Genomic DNA, 20,866 nt, shown 5'->3' on the forward strand with positions numbered 1-20,866 from the left:
GGCTGTCACGGGGGATAGAACGCGGGAGGCCGGTGCGCACCGGGCCTCCCCTGTCTCGAACTGCATCATCTTCGTCTTTTGGCCCGCTCTGGGCAAGTGCCGCATGCGGCAGCAGGGCCGGGGCGATAAAAAAAGGCCGCATCAGCGATGCGGCCTGCCAGTCTACTGCATAGCGCGCCGGCGGGGCTATTTCAGGGAGACATTGTCGTTCAGGATGCGCGGCGTCAGGAACACCAGGAGTTCCGAGCGATTGTTGACGCGGGAGTTGTCCTTGAAGAGGTTGCCGAGTACCGGGATATCCCCCAACCAAGGCACTTTATTGCTGTTGTTGCTCTCCGTCTGCATGAAGATGCCGCCGATCACCACCGTTCCGCCGTTATCCACCAGTACCTGGGTCTGCACGTGCTTGGTGTCGATGGCGAAGCCGGCCGTGGTCTGGATACCGACGCTGTCCTTGTTGACATCCACGTCCAGCAGCACATTGCCCTCCGGCGTGATCTGCGGCGTCACCTCCAGCTTCAGGTTGGCCTTGCGGAACTGCACGGAAGTCGCACCGCTGGAGGTGGCGGCCTGGTAGGGCAGCTCCGTGCCCTGCTCGATCAGCGCCTTGACGTTGTTGGCCGTCACCACGCGCGGGCTGGAGATGATCTTGCCGAGCCCGTCGGCTTCCAGCGCCGACAGTTCGAGCGCGACGAAGCGGCTGGCACCGGCATTGAACAGGCTGATGGCCGCGGTCGCCGGGTTGACGCCGTTGATCACGGCGGCCGGCAGGCTGACCGCCGGGCTGTTGTCCCAGGTCGCATTGGCCGTCACCGGACTGACCACGTTCGAGTAGGTATTGCCGTAGCCCGCGCCATTGGTCTTGGAGGCAAAGCCCAGTTTCACGCCCAGGTTGCGGCTGAAGGAGTCGGTGGCCTCGACGATGCGCGCCTCGATGATGACCTGGCGTACCGGGATATCGATCTTGCCCAGGAAGTTCTGCACTTCCTCCAGCTTGCTGGCGACGTCGGAGACGAACAGCTGGTTGGTGCGCGCATCCGCGGTCAGCGAGCCGCGCTTGGACAGCATGCGGGTATTGCCCATGGTGCCGCCGACACCGCCGGCGACCGTGGCGGTGGTGCCCAGGCCGGAGCCGGCCGCGCCCGGGCCGCCGACCGCCTGGCCGAGCAGCATGCGACGTACATCGTCGGCGCGCTGGTAGTTGAGCTGGAATACCTGGCTGCGGATCGGCTCCAGCTCGCTGATCTGCTGCTGTGACTCGAGCTCGAGCTTTTCCTTGGTCGCCAGCTCCGACTTGGGCGCCACCCACAGCACGTTGCCGCTGCGGCGCGAAGCCAGGCCCTTGGCGTCCAGCACGATCTGCAGCGCCTGGTCCCACGGCACGTCCTTGAGACGCAGCGTCAGGTTGCCCTGCACGGTATCGCTGGTGATGATGTTCAGGTTGGTGAAGTCGGCGAACACCTGCAGCAAGGAGCGGATATCGATGCTCTGGAAGTTCAGCGAAAGCCGTTCACCACGGTAGCCCGGTCCGCTGATCAGCTTGGCGGGATCTTCCTTGACCGGCCGCACCTCGACCACGAACTGCGTGTCGGTCTGGTAGGAGCTGTATTCCCAGTTGCCACGTGGCGAGATGGTCAGGCGTGCGTTGCCGTCGGCATCGCTGGCGCGCAGCGACTGCACCGGCGTGCCGAAATCCATCACATCGAAGCGGCGGCGCAGGCTTTGGGGCAGCGCGGTACCGATGAAGTCGACCACCACGTTCTGGCCCTGCTGCGCGATGTTGACACCGGAATCGCGCGAGGACAGGTCGACCACCACCCGTCCGGCACCATCGGTGCCGCGGCGGAAGTCGATGCTGCGCACGGCAGGGCGCAGGCCCGGCGCAGCCGGGGAAGCCAGCGCGGCGCTCGGGGCGAAGGTCGGCGCGGCCGCCTTGCTCTGCGGCGCGACATTGTCGATGCGCACGAGGAAACGCGATCCGCTCAGCTCGGTGCGATAGGTGGCGGGCCGCCCCAGGTCCAGCACCACGCGCGTGCGATCGCCCGTCTGCACCACGCTGGCACCACGCACCAGCTTGCCGCCGTAGCTGTACTGCGCGCGGCCCGCGGCAAACCCGGTGTTGACGAAGTCGATGGCGATGCGCGCCGGACTCTGCGTGGAGAAATCCACAGGCGGCTGCGCCGGCGGCGCAGCCAGGTCGATGGTGAAGACGGTCTGCTCACCGACAGTGGCCACGTCCACCGACTTGACGAGATTCGGCGACGTACTGCCTTGCGCCCATGCCGGCGACAGCGCCAGCGACAGCACCATCGCGGCGGCGGCGAAGGCGCGCGTCCAGCGTTGCGCGCTCATGCCGCTCCCTCCAGTTTCAGGCTGGTCATTTTCTGTTTCCACTCCCCTACCCCTTCCCGGACCAATTCACGCAACTCGATCGTCTGATCAGTGATGCGGACCACCCGGCCATAGTTCTGGCCGAGGTACTGACCCACCTTGACGTGGTGGATCTTGTTATCTACCTGGACGATGCCGTAGGTTTCGCCGCGCTTGTGCATGGCCCCCAGCATCTTGAAGTTCTCCAGCGGAAAGTCTTCCAGCGGCTCGCGCCGCCGGCCGGCTTCCGGGGATTCGGAAAGCACCCGGTTGAGATCGCCGATCTTGGTCTGCGAAAAGGGTTCGGGAGCATTGCGCCCCGCGTACTCGCGCGGCACGAAGGGGGTAGGCTGCGGCAGGGGCGCGGGCGGCGGCGCCTTGGCGGTGCGGGTCGAGGCCATCCAATGGCGCAGCGCGTCCTCCTCGCCGTCACCACAGGCGCTGAGCAGCGCGGCCCCCAGCAACGCGGCGCCGAGCACGCGTATGCGGCCGGCAGGAAGGGAGCGGATCAGCCGGATCATTTGGCGCCTCCCGGCTGGCCTGCGCCCTTCTTGTTCTTGGCCGCATCGGCGGCTGCCTTGCGCTGCGCCGCCTGCTCGTCGGCGTCCAGCGTGCGATAGGCCATCGCCTCCGCCTCCATGGTCAGGCCGCTGCCGTCCTTGCCGGCGGTGAGCTGCAGGCCCCGCATGGTGACGATACGCGACAGCGCCGCCACGTCGGCGTTGAACTGTGCCACGTCGTGATAGCGGCCCGTGACCTTCAGGTTCACCGGGATCTCGGCGAAATAAGGCTTGATGACCGCGGCCTGCGGCTTGAACAACTCGAACTGCAGGCCTCGGGCCACGCCCGCATGGTTGACGTCGGCCAGCAGCGCGTCCATCTCGGTCTTGTTCGGGAGCTGTCGCTCCAGCAGGGCGACGCGCTGCTCGACCTCGCGCTTCTGCTCCCGCAGCGCGGCCAGGTTGGCGATCTGCGCCACCTTGGTCTGGTAGGCCTGCTTCAGGGTGTTCTGCTCGTTGCGCCTGGCATCGAGCTCGTCGAACTTGCCGCTCCAGTAGAACTGCCAGCCGAGCACCAGCACCAGCAAGCAGGCCAGCAGCGCGAACGCCACCCGCGGCGCCTGCGGCCAGGTCTCGGGCTCGTTCAGGTTCAGGCCGCGGAACTGGCCGGCCAGGTCATTGAGAGCGGCCAGCGAGATTTCGGAATTGAGCGCCATGATCAGCCCTTGTTCGCCGCGGCAGGCACCGTGGGCATGGGGGCGGCAGCACCGCCGGCCCCGCGTCTTGCCTTGCCGGCGTCGGCCGCCTCGGGCGCCCGATAGGCAAAGCGCATCGAGAAGTCGAACAAGCGGCGTTGCTCGCGCAGGTTGTTGGTCATGGTCACCGCCTTGGACTCGACCAGTTCGGCCTTGTCGAGCCAGGCCACCTGGCCGATGTTGCGCAGCAGTTCGGAAACGCGCTCGTTCGACTGGGCCACGCCGGACACGGTGAAGCTGTCGCCGGTCTGCTTGAGGCTGGTCAGGTAGACGCCTTCCGGCACCTGGCGCACCAGTTCCTCCAGCAGTTGCACGGGGCGGTTGCGCTCGGTCTGCAGGCTCTCCACCGCCTGCTGCCGTTGCAGCAGGGAATCGATGTCCTTCTTCAGCGCATCGACTTCGCGGATCTGGCCATCCATGCGCGCGTTCTCCTGGCGCAGCATCTGGTTCAGTCCTTCCTCGGCACTGACGCGGCTGTCGATGTAGAAGCCGCCCAGCAGCACCACCAGCAGGCCACCGCCAGCGGCAGCCGCCAGCATCGTGTAGACCTTCCTGCGCCGGGCGGCCTTGCGTGCTTCGTGGTAGGGCAGCAGGTTGACCGACGGGATCGAATGGATCGGCATGATGTCTCCCGTCGGGCTATTGCAATCCGCGCAGCGCCAGCCCGGCGCCGACGATGTAGGCCGGCAGGTCGCGCTGCAGGTAGCGTTCGTTGACCTTGCCGGCGGTCGCCATATTGGCGAAAGGATTAGCGAGCGTGGTGGTGATGTGGGTCTGCTGCTCGATCGCCGCCTGCACGCCCAGCAGCGAGGCGTGGCCGCCGGACAGCAGGATCTCGTCGACCCGGGCCACGCCGGAGCCGCTGATGAAGTTGCGCACCGCGCCGTCCACTTCCTCGGCCAGCATCTGCAGCGAAGGCTTCAGCAACTGGGTGCGCCAGGCTTCCGGCAAGGTGTTCTTGCGCTTCTTGACCTCGGCCTTGAGCGCGTCGAGCGAGAACATGCGGGCCACGCTCTGCGTGAGCTGGTCACCATAGCTGCCCAGCGCCTGCTCGTACAACTCCTGCCAGCCCTGGTAGAAGATGGCCTTGGAACGGCTGCCGCCCAGGTGCACCACCGCCACCACCGGCAGCATGCGCGCATCGGCTTCGGAGAGCGCTTCCGGCACGCCGAGCATGTGGACCACGGAGCGCTGCACGGCGTACTCCTCGATGTCCATCACCTGCGGTTTCAGTCCGGCCATCTCGGCGGCGGTGACGCGTTCCTGCACACGGTCGCTGTTGGCCGCCGTCACGCGCACGCCGATGCCGCCCTCGGTCTCGTTGGGACCGATCACGGCAAAATCGAAGTTGACGGGTTGCGATGGCGGATAGAGGCGGTGCGCCTCGGATTCCACCTGCAGATAGAGTTCGTCGTCCGTCAGGTTGTCGGGCAGGCTGACGGTCTGCGACTCGGTCAGCATGGACGGCACGCCCAGCACCACATCCTTGGTGCGGATGCCGGCCTTGCCCAGCGCACGCTTGAGCGCGGCGCCGACCGCTGCGATATCGACCACGTTGCCATCGGCAACGGCATTGCGGTCCAGCAGTTCGCTGGCGCATTTCTCCAGCCGGTAGTCCTGCTTGCTGCCGCCGACCGACAGCTCCACTACCTTGACGCTGGACGAACCAATATCCACGCCGACCGTAGTCCGGCGCAGAAGCCCCGACAAGATGCCCCGTCGCAAGGTGACCCCCTGACATTTGAACTCGCCCCTGGCATGTCTGCTCTAATTGGACGAATCCTGTTTCTTGGATGAAACGTTTCCCGTTTTCTGTTCGAGGATTCTCACAAAAAGGCGGAGCGCTGGCAATGTGCCGGTCTGGACACGCATTTAATTTGTTTCCGCCCCTGCCAAAGCGTTGCCAAAATCCGACGCCCCTCTCCCGCATGCGCCGCGAAGGCACTTTGCCGACTTCCACGCGGTTTCAGACAGGTTTCCAAGGCATTACATCTTGTAACAGCACTGCTGCGGCGCTTCCGTCACCGGCGAAGCGGAGCGCAGGGACACGGGCGATATAATCCGGGCACCTCAGACTAGGCAAATTCCCCATGGTCACCCCACAACCGACGACGCCCGCCCCCGCCCGCCGCCCCCTCTGGCAGCGCGCGCTGATGTGGGGATTCGGCCTGCTGCTGGCCGGTGCCGTCGCCGTTGCGCTGCTGCTCGGTTATGCCCTGCTGGTGGCAGCCCCGAACCTGCCTTCGCTCGACACCATCACGGACTACCGTCCCAAGATCCCGCTGCGCGTCTACACCGCGGACAACGTGCTGATCGGCGAGTTCGGCGAAGAGCGCCGCAATTTCGTGCCGATCACGCAGATCCCGGACATCATGAAGAAGGCGGTGCTGGCGATCGAGGACGACCGCTTCTACGAGCACGGCGGCGTCGACTTCGTCGGCGTGCTGCGTGCGGGCCTGGCCAACCTGCGCGGCGGCTTGTCTCAGGGCGCCTCGACCATCACCATGCAGGTGGCGCGCAACTTCTTCCTGTCGAGCGAGAAGACCTATACGCGCAAGATCTACGAGATGCTGCTGTCGTACAAGATCGAGGCGAACCTGAGCAAGGACCAGATCCTCGAGCTGTACATGAACCAGATCTACCTGGGACAGCGCGCCTACGGCTTCGCCAGCGCGGCGCGCGTGTATTTCGGCAAGTCGATCCAGGACCTCAGCATCGCCGAAGCGGCCATGCTGGCGGGCCTGCCCAAGGCGCCCTCGGCCTACAACCCGGTGGTCAACCCGAAGCGCGCCAAGGTGCGCCAGGAGTACATCCTGCAGCGCATGCGCGACCTGCGCTACATCACGCCGGAGCAATATGAGCAGGCGCTGCACGAGGAAGTGAAGGTACGCAGCGAAGGCAACGAGTTCTCGACCCATGCCGAGTACGTGGCCGAGATGGTGCGCCAGCTGATGTACGCCCAGTACCGCGAAGAGACCTATACGCGCGGCCTGACCGTCTACACCACGCTGCGCAAGCCCGACCAGGACGCCGCCTATGAATCCGTGCGCGACGGCATCATGAATTACGAGCGCAAGCACGGCTACCGCGGGCCGGAGGCCTTCATCGACCTGCCGGGCAATGCCGACGACCGCGAGCAGGCCATCGACGACGCGCTGCTGGAACACCCCGGCAGCGACGACCTGCGCTCGGCCGTGGTCACCAGCGTGACGCCGCGCCAGGTCACGGCCACGCTGCTGTCGGGCGAGGTCGCCACCATCGAAGGTGCGGCGCTGCGATTCATCGCCCCCTCGCTGTCGGCCAGCGCCCAGCCGAAAATGAAGATGCGCCCGGGCGCCATCATCCGCGTGACGCAGGATGCCAAGGGCGCCTGGTCGGTCACGCAGTTGCCCGAGGTGTCGGCGGCCTTCATCTCGATCGACCCCAACGATGGCCAGATCCGCTCGATGGTGGGCGGCTTCGACTTCAACCGCAACAAGTTCAACCACGTGACGCAGGCGTGGCGCCAGCCCGGTTCAAGCTTCAAGCCTTTCATCTACTCGGCTGCGCTGGAGAAAGGCTTCTCCCCTGCCACCGTGATCAACGACGCGCCGCTGACCATCGGCCCCGACACCGGCGGCCAGGTCTGGGAGCCGAAGAACTACGACGGCAAGTTCGAAGGCCCGATGACCATGCGCCGCGCGCTGGCCAAGTCGAAGAATCTGGTCTCGGTGCGCATCCTGCGCGCGATCGGCACGCAATACGCCCAGGACTACATCACGCGCTTCGGCTTCGACGCCGACAAGCATCCCGCCTACCTGCCGATGGCGCTGGGCTCGGGCAGCGTGACCCCGCTGCAGATGGCGGCAGCCTATTCGGTATTCGCCAACGGCGGCTACCGCGTCAATCCCTTCCTGATCCAGAAGGTCGTCGACGCGCGCGGCAATGTGCTGTCGGAGACCAGGCCCGCGCGCGCCGGCCAGGATGCCGTGCGCGTGCTCGATGCCCGCACAGCCTTCATCGCCGACAGCATGCTGCGCGATGTGGTGCGCATGGGCACGGCCAACCTCGCCAAGCAGCGCCTTGGCCGCAACGACCTGGCCGGCAAGACCGGTACCACCAACGATGCGGTCGATGCCTGGTTCGCCGGCTATACGCCGGGCCTGGTTGCGATCGCCTGGATGGGCTATGACCAGCCCAAGAGCCTGGGCGTGCGCGAGACCGGCGGCGGCCTGGCACTGCCGATCTGGGTCGGCTACATGAGCCATGCCCTCAAGGGCGTGCCGGAAATCCCCGAGCGCCAGCCGCCGGAGGGGGTGGTGATGGCCGGCGGAGACTGGACCTTCGAGGAAAATGCCGGTGGTGCCGGCGTAGCCTCGGTGGGCCTGGGCGACCCGTGGCCCGGCAAGGCCGACAGCGGCGCCTCGCAGCCGCAGTCGCCGGCCGATGCCGAAGCGGAGAAGAAGCGCGTCCTGGAGATGTTCGGCGGCGCTTGAAACGCTAGAGACAACTGGCAGCCACCTCGCGCCCATGAAAAAAGCCGGCCCTGTGGCCGGCTTTTTCATGGGCATGGCAGCGCAGGCGCGCGCCCGCACGCCTCGGGCCAGGATCAGCCTCAGGCCAGGGTCAGCACCACCCCTGCCTGCTGGCTCAGGTAGCGCGACAGCGCCTCGAACAATTCGCCGCCGCCGCGCGTGTCGACCCAGCGCCCGCCGTCGCGGCGGAAGTGGAAGCCGCCCGCGCGTGCCGCCACCCACAGCTCCTGCATCGGCGCCTGGCTGTTGACGATGATCTTGGAGCCGTCTTCGAATTCCAGCTCCATCACGTTGCCGCTGCGGTTGATCTCGATGTCGGCGCCGGCGGCATCCGCCGCGTCTTCCACGGCGCGTTCCAGACGGTCCAGCTCCTGTTCTGCCAGGGCCAGGAACTCGCTCTCGCTCAAGGGGGGCATGCTAAACTCCAAGGTCCGCCGGCCGCTCTTCCTGCGCCCGCATCATGCAGGCGCGGGCGCGGCCGGCGCTGTATTTGAATGCAATTCCGATGGTCCCGGCCCGTCCCGGCCGGGACGCTTCTTCAAGGACGACCCGATGTTGCGTCGTGTAGCGATTGTATCGGCGTTTGCCGCCAGCCTTGCGATGTCCCTGCTGTCGGGATGCGGCGTGCGCGGCCCGCTGGTGATGCCCAAGCGCCCGCCCGAGCCGACCGCGCCCGCCGCACCCGATCCGGGACTGGGCCGTCCCGACGCCGTCTACGCGCCAGGCGCCCCCGCAGCCGCAGCGCCGGCCGCGAGCGCCCCCGCCTCCAAGTGACCATGAACGCCTTCTTCCAACGTCGCGACGGCGAGCTTGCCGTCGAGCAAGTGCCGCTGTCGCGCATCGCCGCCGAATTCGGTACGCCGACCTACGTCTACTCGCGCGCCGCGCTGACCGCCGCCTACGAGGCCTACGCCGCCGCCTGCGCCGGCCGCCGTGCGCGCGTGCAGTACGCGATGAAGGCCAACTCCAACCTGGCCGTGCTGCAGGTCTTCGCCGCCCTGGGCGCGGGCTTCGATATCGTCTCGGGCGGCGAGCTGATGCGGGTGCTGGCCGCCGGCGGCGATCCGCGCAAGGTGGTGTTCTCCGGCGTGGGCAAGAGCGCGGCGGAGATGGAACTGGCGCTCTCGCACGAGGTGCTGTCGTTCAACGTCGAATCCATTCCCGAACTGGACCGGCTGAACGCCGTGGCCGGCCGGCTGGGCAAGCGCGCGCGCGTGTCGCTGCGCATCAACCCGGACGTCGACGCCAGGACGCACCCCTACATTTCCACCGGCCTGAAGGGCAACAAGTTCGGCATCGCCTTCGAGGACGTGCTGCCGACCTACCGCGCCGCGGCGGCCCTGCCCCACCTTGAGGTGGTGGGCATCGACTGCCATATCGGCTCGCAGATCACCGAAGTGGCGCCCTACCTGGAGGCACTGGACAAGGTGCTGGACGTGGTGGAGGCACTGGCGCAGGAAGGCATCGACCTGGAGCACATCGATGTCGGCGGCGGCCTAGGCATCACCTACGCCGACGAAACGCCGCCGGACATCACGGCCTTCGCCTCGACGCTGCTGTCGCACGTGGCCGCGCGCGGCCACGGCCACCGTGAAGTGCTGTTCGAGCCGGGCCGCTCCCTGGTGGGCAATGCCGGCCTGCTGCTCGCGCGCGTCGAGTACCTGAAGCCGGGTGCCACCAAGAACTTCTGCATCGTCGATGCCGCGATGAACGATCTGGCGCGCCCGGCCATGTACGAGGCCTACCACGCCATCGAAGCGGTCGCGCCGCGCGCCGCGCAGGCCGTGACCTACGACGTGGTCGGCCCGGTCTGCGAGTCTGGCGACTGGCTCGGCCGCGACCGCGCCCTGGCAGTTCAACCGGGCGACCTGCTGGCCATCATGTCGGCTGGCGCCTACGGCTTCGTCATGAGTTCGAACTACAACACGCGCACGCGTGCCGCCGAAGTCATGGTCGACGGCGACACCGTGCACCTGGTGCGCGAGCGCGAACGCGTCGAGGACCTGTACCGCGGCGAGCGACTGCTGCAGGGCTGACGCCTCCACGGGGGGAGCGGCGTCCGGCTCCCCCTGCACCCCGCTCCGCGCCGCCCCTTATGCGTGGCGCACCTCCTGCGCCCGCGGTCTGCGCCACCACAGCCGCAGTCCCAGCAGCACGAACACCACCGTGGCATAGACCGACACCACGGCGAAATCGTGCTTGCCTGACTTGTGCCACCAGTAGTGCAGGATGGCCAGCACCGCGATCGCATAGACGGCCCGGTGCAGGCGCTGCCAGGCCCTGCCGCCAAGGCGCCGTACCATCGCGTTGGTGGAGGTCGCGGCCAATGGCACCATCAGCATGAAGGCAGCGAATCCCACCGTGATGAACGGCCGCTTGGCCACGTCCTTCAGCATGTAGGCGAAGTCGAAGCCGCGGTCCACGCCGACCCACAGCAGGAAGTGCTGCAAGCCATAGAAGAAGGCGAACAGGCCCAGCATGCGGCGCAGCCGCACCAGCCAGTTCCAGCCCAGCAACCGCCGCAGCGGCGTCACCGCCAGCGTCGCGCACAGCATCACCAGGGTCCAGGTACCGGTTGAGCGCGTGACGAATTCCAGGGGATTGGCGCCGAAGCGGTCGGTCGCCCCCAGATAGAGCAGGCGTACGAACGGCAGCAGGGCCAGCAGCCATGCCGCCAGCTTGATCGCACGCAGGGCCGCGGGGGTCGGCGCGGCCAGGCTCCAGCGCCCGGCGGCCGTGGCCGGCCTCTGGCCTGCAGGCAGGTCCGGGGCGGCCATCAGAAGTACTTCCTCAGGTCCATGCCCTGGTAGAGCGAGGCCACCTGCTCGGCGTAGCCGTTGAACATCAGCGTCTTGCGCTTGGGCGCGAACAGCGCGGCAAAGCCACCGCCGCCCTTATCCTCGCCAATGCGGCGCTCGGTGGCCTGGCTCCAGCGCGGATGGTCGACCTCCGGATTGACATTCGAGAAGAAGCCGTACTCCTGCGGCGCCGCCTGGTTCCAGCTGGTCGGCGGCTGCCGCTCGACGAAGCGGATGCGCGCGATGGACTTGGCCCCCTTGAAGCCGTACTTCCATGGCAACACCATGCGCACCGGCGCGCCGTTCTGCCTGGGCAGCACTTCGCCGTACAGGCCGAAGGCCAGCAGTGCGAGCGGGTGCATGGCTTCGTCCATGCGCAAACCCTCGCTATAGGGCCAGTCCAGCACCGGGCTGGCCAGTCCGGGCATCTGCTTCTTGTCGGCCAGCGTGAGGAACTGCACGTACTTGGCGCTGCCCTGCGGCTCGACGCGGCGCACCAGGTTCGCCAGGGAGTAACCGATCCAGGGGATCACCATCGACCAGCCCTCGACGCAGCGCATCCGGCAGATGCGCTCCTCCAGCGGCGCCAGCTTCAGCAGCTCATCCAGGTCGAACACCTTGGGCTTGTTGACCAGGCCTTCCACCACGACCTGCCAGGGGCGCGGGCGCAGCGTGTCGGCGAAGCGGGCCGGATCGGACTTGTCCGTGCCGAATTCATAGAAATTGTTGTAGGTGGTGATGTCCTCATAGGATGTCTGCCGGTCTGCCACCACATAGCTGCGGTTCAGCACCGCCGCCAGCCGCGGGCCGTGGCCGGCCGGCCCCTGGGCACGCGCGTGGCGCGCGGCCCAGGGGCCGAGTGCGCCGATCGCTCCGCCGCCGGCCGCCAGCGCCAGCAGTCGCCGGCGCGACTCGAACAGCGAGCGCGGCGTGATCTCGGAGGCGGGCACATCGGTGCCGCGCAGCCATCGCGGAGGAGGAATCAGCATGGTCTTTCCTTTGTACGGGCCAGCCCGGGGACACACCATCGCGCCGCATCGGGCATCGGACACCAGCCTTGGTCGGACGGTACGCCCCGAACCTGACAGTTTTCTTGCCGTGCCGCCACCAAGCCACCCATCTCCCCAGGGCATGGCGGCCGCGCCGGCTCCGTCACGCCGGCGCGGGCCGCTCGGGCCCGATGCGTCAGGGCGTGGCGACGTGCCAGACGTTGTTGAAGTTGTCGCCGGCGCGGTCCCCCGGGCTGGCATCCTTGGCGAAGCGGTAAAGCGGACGGCCGCGGTAGGCCCACTGCTTGCTGCCATCCTCGCGCGTGATGATGGTGAAGTCACCGCTCGGCGACGTGCCGGGCTGGGCCAGCAGCGGCGGCCAGTTCTTTGCGCAGGCGCCGTTGCAGGCGCTGACGCCGGCCCCGACATTGTCACGGTCGAACACATAGAGGGTCAGGCCCTGGGGATCACTCAGCGCACCATTCGTCACCTTGACCGTGGGCGGCATATTGCCGCTGGAGCTTCCCATTCCCATGCTGGAACAGGCCGCCAGCAGGACAGCCGAGCAGGCCAGGGCCAGGGCGCCGGCGCGCGCGAAGGGAGCGGTACGACAGAAACGGGCCATGATGTCAGTCTCCAGTCAAAAGAAAAAAGCAAAAAAAGGCGCCGCCAGCCGGCGCCGTCCTCTCAGTAAACACCGAATACGGCGCTTTTCATCCTCGGCGCGAAAAAAAACCTGCCCAGGGGGCAGGTTCCTTGCGATGCGTCAAATCCGTCACATCACAACGGTGCGGCCGTGGTACGGGACTACAGCTCGCCGTAGCTGTGCAGGCCGGACAGGAACATGTTCACCCCCAGGAAGGCAAAGGTCGTGACCAACAGGCCGACCAGTGCCCACCAGGCCGCCATGGTGCCGCGCAAGCCCTTCATCAGGCGCATGTGCAACCAGGCTGCGTAGTTCAGCCAGACGATCAGCGCCCAGGTCTCCTTGGGGTCCCAGCTCCAATACCCGCCCCAGGCCTCGGCGGCCCACAACGCTCCCAGGATGGTGGCGATGGTGAAGAAGGCGAAACCGATCGCGATCGCCTTGTACATGACATCGTCCAGCACCTCCAGCGCCGGCAGGCGCTCGGCCAGGATGCCTTTCTGCTTGAGCAGGTAGGCCACTGCTACCATCGCGGCCAGCGCGAAGGTGCCGTAGCCGATGAAGTTCGCCGGCACGTGGATCTTCATCCACCAGCTCTGCAGCGCCGGCACCAGGGGCTGGATCTCCTGCGCATTGCGGCTCACCGTGTACCACAGCAGGAAGCCGACCGCGGCCGACACCACCAGCATCACGAAGGGACCCAGCGCGCGCGTGGCGTAGCGGCCCTCGTAGTACAGGTAGAACAGCGACGTGATCAGCGTGAACAGCACGAACACTTCATACAGGTTCGAGATGGGGATATGCCCGATGTCGGTGCCGATCAGGTAGGACTCGTACCAGCGCACCAGCAAGCCGGTGAAGCCCAGCGCGACTGCCGCCCAGCACAGCTTGTGGCCGATGCTGTAGCCGGTGGCGCTGCGGGCCAGCAGGCCGCCCCAGTAGAACAGCGTAGAAAGGAAGACCAGCGCGCTCATCCACAGGATGGCCGATTGGCTCGAGAGGAAATACTTCAGGAAGAAGGCCTGCTCGGCGCGCGCAAGCTGCCCCTGGTAAAGCTGCAGGGCGGACAGCGCCAGCACGGCCAATACCACCATCAGCAGGCGCACCGGTTTCCAGTGCCAGCCGAGCAGCGCAAAGGTCGGCACCGAGGCGATCAGCACGGCCTTGTCATAGCCGTTCATCCAGTTGCCGTAGCGGGTCAGCGCCACGCCCGCGCCGACGGCGAGCAGCAGGGCGAAGACCCAGTCGAGCCAGCCGAGGCGGCGCAGGAAAGACGGTTCGAGGTAAGGCGCCGGTTCGGCGGCGGCGCCGGGCCGCGCGGCGCCCATGCCGGCGCTGGCCTGGTTCACATTGGACGACATATCTCCTGCCTGCATCATCGCGCGCCGGCCGGACCGGCGCCGCTGTTTTCTCCGGCGCGTGCGGCGCGCCGCCCCGCCCGCCTGGCGCGGGCTGCCCTCGCGGACCTTGCCTGGCCGGCCTAGTGAGCCGGCCGGTCTTCTGCCGCCACCGCGGCCGCGCCCTCCTCGGCCGGCGCGCCTGCGGCGCGGCGCACATCGTCGCGCAAGGCCGTGAACTCCTTCTCGAAGTCCAGCGTGCGGCGCTGGGTCGACATGGCCATCAGCACGTGGCTTCCCGCCCCCTCGGCGCGGTCCTTGATCCAGATCCAGACGCGCCGCTCGCGGATATAGAGCATGGCGAACACGCCCAGCACCAGCAGCAGACAGCCAAGATACACGATGTTCTTGCCCGGCGCACGGGTCAGCTGGAACACGCTGGCCTGGACCTGCTGGAAGTCTTCGAGCTGCAAGAAGACCGGCGCCTGGTAGAAGACGCTGTCGGACAGCGCATTGACCGCCTGCTGCAGGAAGGCGCCGCTCTGCACGCTGTTGGGCACCACCGGTAGCTTGTCGTGCTCGCGCGATATCTGCCACAGCTCCCACATGGAACCGTTCAGGATCTTGAGCAGCACGTCGGCCGCCTTCTGCTGCTCGGCCTGCGGCACGGTCTTTTCCAGGAAGGCGGCCACCGCGGCAAAGCCGCCCGGCGGCGCGTCCGGCGCCGGACGGCTGGCGCCTGCAAACAGGTCGAGCGCGCGCAGGGCGCTTTCGGCAAGTTGCGTGCGCAGCGTGGCCTTGTCCTCGCCGGGCATCGACGCCTGCGCAAAACGGCGCGCTGCCTCGCCGCGCATGCCACGGTCCTGCAGCGCGGCGCGCAGGCGCATCCAGTCGGCCACGCTGCCCTGGTCGTCGGCAGGAATGCGCAGGTAGCGGAAGGGCTCGTTGGGGGAGTCGCGCACGCCGGCCAGGAAGACCGTCTGCCCGTCGAGCTGTACCGGCACCATGTAGTTGTTGAACTCACGCGCCTGGCCATTGCGATCGCGCAGCTTGTACTGCACCGACGGACCGACGTTGCGCAGTTCCTTGGCGCGCTCGGGATTCGCGGCCGCGCCGAGATGGGATTCCAGTTTGGCATTGAGCGACTGGCGCGCCACACCGCGCGCGTCGGGCTTGCCCGAGGCATCGGTGACGTTCTCGATGTTCATTAGCCGGAAATCGCTGAACTCCACCGTCAGGCCATCCTGGTCCGCCGCGGTACCGGTGCCGGCCAGCGGGGCATTGCCGCCGACGCTGCCGGTAAAGGCGAATGTCTTGTCGGACGAGCCCTGCATCGGATAGCCGACGAACTTCAGGTGCGAGCCACCATCCTCGAAGCTCGACTGGTAGATGGCCACGCCATCCACCACCAGCGGCTCGTTGACCTTGATCGTGGCCTCGGTGCGCTTGCCGGTGGCGCGGTCGGTCACCACCACGTCCGAGGCGAACAGCTTGGGCATGCCGGTGGAATAGTGCTCGATGGTGAATTTCTTCAGCGTGAGCGTGAACGGCAGGTCCTGCACCAGGGCGCCGTCGGCCACGTTGAGAATGGCGGTGGAAACGGTGGCCCCCTCGGGCACGAAGGCATTGCCGCGGAAGCCCGGGTTGCTGGCCGACAGGCGATGCTGCGGCGGAATCTCGCTGATCACGGCATTGCCCGAGATCGGCGTCTTGCCGCCGAACCACATCTGTGCGCGGATCAGCATGTCGCCGTCGATCAGCCCGCCCAGGCAGATCACCACGATGGCGCTGTGAGCGAGGATGTAGCCCAGCTTGTTGGCAGCACCGGCCTTGGCCGCCAGCAGCGTGGCACCCTCGTGGGCCACCGGCCGGATGCGGTAGCCACGGTTGTGCAGCAGTGCCTGCAGGTGAGCGGCAGCATCGGCGCGCCCGCGCCCGGTATCGAATTCGCCGCGGTGGTGGAAGGCACGCAGGCTGCGCTCGCGCACATGGTCCTTCCACGAACGCATGTCGGCCACCATCTTGGGGGCGTTGCGCGCGATGCACAGCGAGGTCGAGATGACCAGGAAGGCCAGGATCAACAGGAACCACCAGGAGCTGTAGACCTTCTGCAGCGACAGCGCATGGAACAGGTCGGCCCAGAACGGCCCGAACTGGTTGACGTAGTTCGGGTAGGGCTCGTTCTGCTTGAGCACGGTGCCGATCACGCTGGCGATGGCGATCACCGTCAGCAGCGTGATGGCGAAGCGCATCGAGGACAGCAGCTCGACCGCGTCGCGCAGCAGGCGGTGGGGTGTCTTCAGGTGCAGTCCCGAAGTGGAAGCGGTCGACATGTGCGGTCAGGCCCTACAGCCGGTTGTGGCCAAACTTGTGGCCAGACGGGTGGCCGGATGCTTGGAGCATAGGTTGGCAAGAAAAAGGGCGGACCTGCTCGGCGAGCAGCCCACCCTGTTCGATGATACTCCGCGCGCCGGGCCGCGCCCCGTTCCTGCGTCAGCTTGCCGCAGGGCCTCGGGCCGTTCCGGCGCAGGCCAGCCTCAGCGGACGCCGGCGACGTAGTCGGCCACTGCCTTGATCTCGGCGTCCGACATGCGCGCGGCGATGGCCGTCATCACCGGGTTGTTGGTGCGCGTGCCCTGGCGGAACGCGACCAGCTGCGCCTCGGTGTAGTCGGCCCACTGACCGCCGATGCGCGGATACTGGGCCGGGATGCCGGCGCCGGTCGGGCCGTGGCAGGCGGCGCAAGCCGGCACAGCCTTGGCGGCAATGCCGCCGCGGTAGATCTTCTGGCCGGCCTCGATGGTGTCCTTGTTCTTGGCCGTGGCAGGCTTCAGTCCCTGCTTGGCCAGGTAGGCGCCGACATCGCGCATTTCCTGGTCGCTCAGCGTGGCGGCATAGGCCGACATGATGGCGTTGTTGCGGGTCTTCGCCTTGAAGTTCTGCAGTTCCTTGACGATGTACTCGGGATGCTGGCCGGCGAGCTTCGGATTGGCGGCGGCGCCGCTGTTGCCGTTGGCGCCGTGGCAGCTCAGGCAGGCGGGGACATTGCGATCGGGGGCGCCCTGCGTGTACAGCGTTTCACCCTTGGCGGGGTCCGCTTTCGGTGCCTGTGCGGCTTGTTCTGCAGCGGATGCCAGACTGGTCATGGTGGCGGCCGGCAGGGCCAGTGCCACGATAGCCAGGAATTGCGCAATGCGGTTCATTCGCACACCTTGTCTGATTTGTTATCGAAACCGTGCTGCGTGCCGCTTGCCTGCATGCCGCGGTGAGGACGCGCGGCGTGCAGGGTGGTGATGTCCAGGGTTCTACGCGACCTGCGCCCGGCGCCACCGCCCAGACCCGGCGGCGCGCCCCGCGGGCCCGCCGCGCGCCGGTCCGGGTAGAAGCTTCCGGCCCCCTCCGACCCGCCACGCACACGGCGTCGGGCAGGGACGCAGCGCCGATGGCGAGCGCGCAAAGGCCGCGCTGCTACCACAATGAAACGGACACGCAAGACCTCCTGGAGAAGCCTAGGGCGGCGCAAGGATGCCACGCGTCACCCAATCCGGAGACCGTAAACCGGCTTATTGTACAATAAATCGTCTCCTCGAAAGATGGCGCCGACCCCGGCGCGGCGGCAACGCCACCCGACCCGGCTCCCAAGGCGCGGCCTCGCCGCCGCCGGCCCCAACCCGCGCTGCCCGATGGCGCGAGACGACCTGTCTTGCCATCGTCCAGCCGCTTAGTCCCGACCGCATGTCCCTCCTACACCAGGCCCGCTTCTTCAATACCGTCAACCACCTGCGCGACCTGCCCGCCACGGCCGTGCCGGAAGTGGCGTTCGCCGGTCGCTCCAACGCCGGCAAGTCGACCGCCATCAACGTGTTGTGCAACCAGAAGCGCCTGGCCTTCTCGTCGCGCACACCGGGGCGCACCCAGCACATCAACTATTTCTCGGTGGCACCGGTCAAGGCACCGGAGCCGCTGGCCTTCCTGGTCGACCTTCCCGGCTACGGCTACGCCCAGGTCTCGGGCACCGCCAAGTTCCACTGGCAGGGCCTGCTGAGCGACTACGTGCAGACGCGCACGCAGCTCGCCGGCCTGGTGCTGATGATGGACGCCCGCCGCCCGTTCACCGACCTCGATTGCCAGATGGTCGAGTGGTTCCTGCCCACGGGGCGGCCCATCCACGTGCTGCTGACCAAGGCCGACAAGCTCACCAACAGCGAGAACGCCCTGGCCTTGCGTGAAACCCGGCGCATGCTGGCGGAATACGCGGCACAGCTCGAACAACCGGTGCCGCTGACCGCGCAGTTGTTTTCCAGCCTGAAGCGGCGCGGCATCGAAGAGGCCCAGCGCGTCGTGGCCGGCTGGCTCGGCCTGCCCGAGGCGCAGGCGGCCGACGCCAAGCCCGCGACGCAGCCCGAGGCCCCCGACGCGGCCGGCGGCGAGCAGCCGGCGCCCTGAGCGCCACGGCACGCGGGCAAAAAAAACCCCGTTGCATGCAACGGGGAGGAACATTCCCGCCACGAAGGGCGACGGGTACCCGCTCAGGGAGGAGTAGCGGGGGACACTGCGCCGCGCATGGCGCAACGCAGAGTGTCCGCGAGTATGATAGCGGGCACGCCCGAAAGTTTAGTTTTTCTCGACTTTCTTTTTCACGGGACCGCCGGCCTGGCCGGCAACATGCCCATGCCGCAGCGCCGGCCAGGCCGGCCGGCGCATCACTCCGCTGATTCCGTTCATGTCCACCTTCCCCGAATACCGTCCCCGCCGCATGCGCCGCGATGACTTCTCGCGCCGCATGATGCGCGAGCATCGCCTGACCCCCGACAACCTGATCTATCCGGTCTTTGTGCTGGATGGCCACGACAAGCGCGAAAGCGTGGCGTCGATGCCGGGCGTCGAGCGCGTCTCGGTCGACCTGCTGCTGCCGGTGGCGCAGGACTGCGTGGAACTGGGGATTCCGGTGATTGCGCTGTTCCCGGTGATCGACCCGTCGCTCAAGACGCCGGACGGCATCGAAGCCACGAACGCCGAGGGCCTGATCCCACGCGCCGTGCGCGCGCTGAAGGAGCGCTTCCCCGAACTGGGCGTGCTGACCGACGTGGCGCTCGATCCCTACACCAGCCACGGCCAGGACGGCGTACTGGACGAAAACGGCTACGTGATCAACGACGTCACCGTGGAGATCCTGGTCCGGCAGGCGCTGACCCAGGCCGAGGCCGGCGTCGACATCGTGGCGCCGTCCGACATGATGGACGGGCGCATCGGTGCGGTGCGCAGCGCACTCGAGGAAGCCGGCCACATCCACACGCGCATCATGGCCTATTCGGCCAAGTACGCCTCGGCGTTCTATGGTCCTTTCCGCGACGCGGTCGGCTCCGCCGCCAACCTGGGCAAGGGCAACAAGATGACCTACCAGATGGACCCGGCCAACACCGACGAGGCCCTGCGCGAGGTGGCGCAGGACATCATGGAAGGCGCCGACATGGTGATGGTCAAGCCCGGCATGCCCTACCTGGACATCGTGCGCCGCGTGAAGGACGAGTTCCGCTTCCCCACCTACGTCTACCAGGTCAGCGGCGAGTACGCCATGCTGAAGGCCGCCGCGCAGAACGGCTGGCTCGACCACGACAAGGTGATGATGGAGTCCCTGCTGGCCTTCCGGCGAGCGGGCGCCGACGGCATCCTGACCTATTTCGCGCGCGATGCCGCGCGGCTGCTGGCACGCTGAGCGCCGCCGCCGCGCATGCAGCTGCTTGGCTTCTCCGCCAGCCAGGTCCACCCGCTCGACACCGTCGAGGCCGCGCGGGGCTTCCTCGCCGGCCATGCGTCGGCCCGTTTCATCTGGATCGATTGCACCATCGAGGAAGTGACGGCGGCAGCAAGCGCCTGGCGCGACCAGCTGGCCGCGCTGGCGGGCGCATCGGTGCTGGACCTGCATCTGGCGGATGCGACCAATCCCGCCCACCCGTCCTACTTCGATACCACCCATGCCTATGACATGGTGATCTTCCGCAAGCTGACGCTGGAGACCAGCCGCCTGATCGCGGAAGCCGGGGCGGGCAGCACGGAAGCGGGCAACGGCGAGGCAGCCGCTGCAGCCGGGCCCAGGCCGCGCCGGCGCGCGCCGGGCTTCCTGCCGGCGCTGGCGCGCATCGATACGCAGCCGGTGGCCTTCTTCGTCTTCGACAACGTGCTGGCCACGGTCGGGCCGGCCCAGTCGCGCACCATCGAGCAGGTGCGCCAGCGCCTGCTGGAACTCTGCCAGGCGCCGCCGGCGAAGGCCCGCGGCAACGGCCAGGCGGCGCTGGTCCACGGCATCCGCCCGCCGACGCGCCCCGAAGACCTGATGCTGCGGCTGCTCAATGCCATGGTCGACCGCTACCTGGAGCTGCGGGCACCGCTGACGCGCCAGCTCGACCGCTGGCAGCGGGCACTGCTGAACGCGCGACGCGGCTTCTCCAGCTGGGAAGGCCTGCTGGATGCACGCATCCAGCTGCGCCGCCTGGAACACCTCAGCGAAGAGCAGCGCGACGCGCTGCAGGAATTCCGCGACAGCCTGCTGGACAACCGCTACAGCGACGCCTCCGAGCCCGGGCCGGGTGCCGCCGCAGCCGGGGGACCGGCCGGGCGCGACGAAGTGCTGCTGGTGCGCATCAACGACCTGATGGAACACATCTCGCGCGTACTCGCCCATGCGCGGCGGTTGGAGGATTCGATCGAGTCGGCGGTGCAGATCCACTTCTCGGCAGTGGCGCATCGCACCAACCGCACCATGCGCACGCTGACGCTGATCACCGCGCTGTTCATGCCGCTGACGCTGATCACCGGCATCTTCGGCATGAACTTCGAGCGCATGCCGTGGCTGCATGAGCCGGACGGCTTCTGGTGGTCGCTCGGCCTGATGGGCGCGGTGGTGGTGGTACTGGGCGCGGTATGGCAGCTCAGCCGCTGGCTGGACCGCTGAGCCTG

Annotated in this window: 18 protein-coding genes; 6 read left to right on the forward strand and 12 right to left on the reverse strand. The window is 67.4% G+C overall.

The annotated features are described in order from the left end of the window. Positions 1 to 186 precede the first annotated feature (186 nt). Genes pilQ through pilM form a run of 5 tightly spaced genes read right to left on the reverse strand, consistent with a single transcriptional unit; the run spans position 187 to position 5,335 of the window. Positions 187 to 2,352 (reverse strand): type IV pilus secretin PilQ, encoded by a 2,166-nt coding sequence (gene pilQ, locus BKK80_RS19485; RefSeq protein ID WP_071070552.1) that lies wholly within the window; start codon positions 2,350 to 2,352, stop codon positions 187 to 189. Then, positions 2,349 to 2,891 carry a pilus assembly protein PilP gene (locus BKK80_RS19490; RefSeq protein ID WP_071010074.1) on the reverse strand — a complete coding sequence of 181 codons (543 nt, stop codon included), beginning with the start codon at positions 2,889 to 2,891 and terminating at the stop codon, positions 2,349 to 2,351. The genes pilQ and BKK80_RS19490 overlap by 4 nt, the downstream gene beginning before the upstream one ends. Continuing rightward, entirely contained in the window at positions 2,888 to 3,586 is a 699-nt protein-coding gene (locus BKK80_RS19495) for a type IV pilus inner membrane component PilO (RefSeq protein WP_071010076.1), read from the reverse strand. The genes BKK80_RS19490 and BKK80_RS19495 overlap by 4 nt, the downstream gene beginning before the upstream one ends. A 2-nt stretch (positions 3,587 to 3,588) precedes the next feature. Then, complete coding sequence (locus BKK80_RS19500; RefSeq protein WP_071070554.1) at positions 3,589 to 4,248, reverse strand: PilN domain-containing protein; 660 nt, start codon at positions 4,246 to 4,248, stop codon at positions 3,589 to 3,591. Positions 4,249 to 4,264: 16 nt separating this feature from the next. Then, a complete protein-coding gene (gene pilM, locus BKK80_RS19505; protein WP_167366680.1) occupies positions 4,265 to 5,335 on the reverse strand; it encodes a type IV pilus assembly protein PilM in 1,071 nt (356 codons plus the stop codon). A gap of 380 nt (positions 5,336 to 5,715) precedes the next feature. Here pilM and BKK80_RS19510 point away from each other — a divergent pair, with 380 nt between their 5' ends. Then, positions 5,716 to 8,100: a penicillin-binding protein 1A gene (locus BKK80_RS19510; protein WP_071010081.1), complete on the forward strand. Its 2,385-nt coding sequence runs from the start codon at positions 5,716 to 5,718 to the stop codon at positions 8,098 to 8,100. 119 nt (positions 8,101 to 8,219) lie between these two features. Here BKK80_RS19510 and cyaY read toward each other — a convergent pair whose 3' ends face one another. Next, the gene (gene cyaY, locus BKK80_RS19515; protein ID WP_071010083.1) at positions 8,220 to 8,555 is read right to left on the reverse strand and encodes an iron donor protein CyaY; all 336 of its coding nucleotides are present in this window, start codon (positions 8,553 to 8,555) and stop codon (positions 8,220 to 8,222) included. 136 nt (positions 8,556 to 8,691) lie between these two features. Between cyaY and lptM the strand changes: the two genes are divergently transcribed. Next, positions 8,692 to 8,913: an LPS translocon maturation chaperone LptM gene (gene lptM, locus BKK80_RS19520; RefSeq protein ID WP_071015862.1), complete on the forward strand. Its 222-nt coding sequence runs from the start codon at positions 8,692 to 8,694 to the stop codon at positions 8,911 to 8,913. Between the two features lie 2 nt (positions 8,914 to 8,915). Continuing rightward, a complete protein-coding gene (gene lysA / locus BKK80_RS19525) occupies positions 8,916 to 10,175 on the forward strand; it encodes a diaminopimelate decarboxylase (RefSeq protein WP_071070556.1) in 1,260 nt (419 codons plus the stop codon). Between the two features lie 57 nt (positions 10,176 to 10,232). Here the strand turns inward: lysA and msrQ are convergent, their stop codons facing one another. The 6 genes from msrQ to BKK80_RS19555 all read right to left on the reverse strand — a co-directional run bounded on the left by msrQ (position 10,233) and on the right by BKK80_RS19555 (position 17,112). Beyond that, complete coding sequence (msrQ, locus tag BKK80_RS19530) at positions 10,233 to 10,916, reverse strand: protein-methionine-sulfoxide reductase heme-binding subunit MsrQ (RefSeq protein ID WP_071070558.1); 684 nt, start codon at positions 10,914 to 10,916, stop codon at positions 10,233 to 10,235. Then, the gene (msrP, locus tag BKK80_RS19535; protein ID WP_071070560.1) at positions 10,916 to 11,926 is read right to left on the reverse strand and encodes a protein-methionine-sulfoxide reductase catalytic subunit MsrP; all 1,011 of its coding nucleotides are present in this window, start codon (positions 11,924 to 11,926) and stop codon (positions 10,916 to 10,918) included. Before msrP ends, msrQ begins: the two co-directional genes overlap by 1 nt. Before the next feature lie 196 nt (positions 11,927 to 12,122). Beyond that, complete coding sequence (locus tag BKK80_RS19540; protein ID WP_071010090.1) at positions 12,123 to 12,551, reverse strand: COG4315 family predicted lipoprotein; 429 nt, start codon at positions 12,549 to 12,551, stop codon at positions 12,123 to 12,125. 182 nt (positions 12,552 to 12,733) lie between these two features. Next, complete coding sequence (ccsB, locus tag BKK80_RS19545) at positions 12,734 to 13,900, reverse strand: c-type cytochrome biogenesis protein CcsB (protein ID WP_198173330.1); 1,167 nt, start codon at positions 13,898 to 13,900, stop codon at positions 12,734 to 12,736. A gap of 152 nt (positions 13,901 to 14,052) precedes the next feature. Further along, on the reverse strand, positions 14,053 to 16,242 hold the full coding sequence (locus BKK80_RS19550) for a cytochrome c biogenesis protein ResB (protein ID WP_071070563.1): 2,190 nt from the start codon (positions 16,240 to 16,242) through the stop codon (positions 14,053 to 14,055). A gap of 204 nt (positions 16,243 to 16,446) precedes the next feature. Beyond that, positions 16,447 to 17,112 (reverse strand): c-type cytochrome, encoded by a 666-nt coding sequence (locus BKK80_RS19555; RefSeq protein ID WP_071037802.1) that lies wholly within the window; start codon positions 17,110 to 17,112, stop codon positions 16,447 to 16,449. 532 nt (positions 17,113 to 17,644) lie between these two features. Here BKK80_RS19555 and yihA point away from each other — a divergent pair. From yihA to BKK80_RS19570, 3 genes are all read left to right on the forward strand, one after another. After that, positions 17,645 to 18,355: a ribosome biogenesis GTP-binding protein YihA/YsxC gene (gene yihA, locus BKK80_RS19560; protein WP_071010097.1), complete on the forward strand. Its 711-nt coding sequence runs from the start codon at positions 17,645 to 17,647 to the stop codon at positions 18,353 to 18,355. A gap of 277 nt (positions 18,356 to 18,632) precedes the next feature. Beyond that, positions 18,633 to 19,625, forward strand: a complete 993-nt coding sequence (gene hemB, locus BKK80_RS19565) for a porphobilinogen synthase (RefSeq protein ID WP_071010099.1) — start codon at positions 18,633 to 18,635, stop codon at positions 19,623 to 19,625. A gap of 15 nt (positions 19,626 to 19,640) precedes the next feature. Beyond that, a complete protein-coding gene (locus tag BKK80_RS19570) occupies positions 19,641 to 20,861 on the forward strand; it encodes a magnesium transporter CorA family protein (protein ID WP_071010101.1) in 1,221 nt (406 codons plus the stop codon). Positions 20,862 to 20,866 lie beyond the last annotated feature (5 nt).

It is taken from the genome of Cupriavidus malaysiensis (genome assembly GCF_001854325.1).
Lineage (GTDB): Bacteria > Pseudomonadota > Gammaproteobacteria > Burkholderiales > Burkholderiaceae > Cupriavidus > Cupriavidus malaysiensis.

What these genes read in the sequence shown, in the direction of transcription:
- BKK80_RS19500 (WP_071070554.1), bottom strand. Translation starts at nt 4,248, where the DNA reads ATGCCGATCCATTCGATCCCGTCGGTCAACCTGCTGCCCTACCACGAA.
- hemB (WP_071010099.1), top strand. Translation starts at nt 18,633, where the DNA reads ATGTCCACCTTCCCCGAATACCGTCCCCGCCGCATGCGCCGCGATGAC.
- BKK80_RS19490 (WP_071010074.1), bottom strand. Translation starts at nt 2,891, where the DNA reads ATGATCCGGCTGATCCGCTCCCTTCCTGCCGGCCGCATACGCGTGCTC.
- lysA (WP_071070556.1), top strand. Translation starts at nt 8,916, where the DNA reads ATGAACGCCTTCTTCCAACGTCGCGACGGCGAGCTTGCCGTCGAGCAA.
- BKK80_RS19510 (WP_071010081.1), top strand. Translation starts at nt 5,716, where the DNA reads ATGGTCACCCCACAACCGACGACGCCCGCCCCCGCCCGCCGCCCCCTC.
- msrQ (WP_071070558.1), bottom strand. Translation starts at nt 10,916, where the DNA reads ATGGCCGCCCCGGACCTGCCTGCAGGCCAGAGGCCGGCCACGGCCGCC.
- msrP (WP_071070560.1), bottom strand. Translation starts at nt 11,926, where the DNA reads ATGCTGATTCCTCCTCCGCGATGGCTGCGCGGCACCGATGTGCCCGCC.
- BKK80_RS19495 (WP_071010076.1), bottom strand. Translation starts at nt 3,586, where the DNA reads ATGGCGCTCAATTCCGAAATCTCGCTGGCCGCTCTCAATGACCTGGCC.
- lptM (WP_071015862.1), top strand. Translation starts at nt 8,692, where the DNA reads ATGTTGCGTCGTGTAGCGATTGTATCGGCGTTTGCCGCCAGCCTTGCG.
- yihA (WP_071010097.1), top strand. Translation starts at nt 17,645, where the DNA reads ATGTCCCTCCTACACCAGGCCCGCTTCTTCAATACCGTCAACCACCTG.
- BKK80_RS19540 (WP_071010090.1), bottom strand. Translation starts at nt 12,551, where the DNA reads ATGGCCCGTTTCTGTCGTACCGCTCCCTTCGCGCGCGCCGGCGCCCTG.
- cyaY (WP_071010083.1), bottom strand. Translation starts at nt 8,555, where the DNA reads ATGCCCCCCTTGAGCGAGAGCGAGTTCCTGGCCCTGGCAGAACAGGAG.
- pilQ (WP_071070552.1), bottom strand. Translation starts at nt 2,352, where the DNA reads ATGAGCGCGCAACGCTGGACGCGCGCCTTCGCCGCCGCCGCGATGGTG.
- BKK80_RS19570 (WP_071010101.1), top strand. Translation starts at nt 19,641, where the DNA reads ATGCAGCTGCTTGGCTTCTCCGCCAGCCAGGTCCACCCGCTCGACACC.
- BKK80_RS19555 (WP_071037802.1), bottom strand. Translation starts at nt 17,112, where the DNA reads ATGAACCGCATTGCGCAATTCCTGGCTATCGTGGCACTGGCCCTGCCG.
- ccsB (WP_198173330.1), bottom strand. Translation starts at nt 13,900, where the DNA reads ATGGGCGCCGCGCGGCCCGGCGCCGCCGCCGAACCGGCGCCTTACCTC.
- BKK80_RS19550 (WP_071070563.1), bottom strand. Translation starts at nt 16,242, where the DNA reads ATGTCGACCGCTTCCACTTCGGGACTGCACCTGAAGACACCCCACCGC.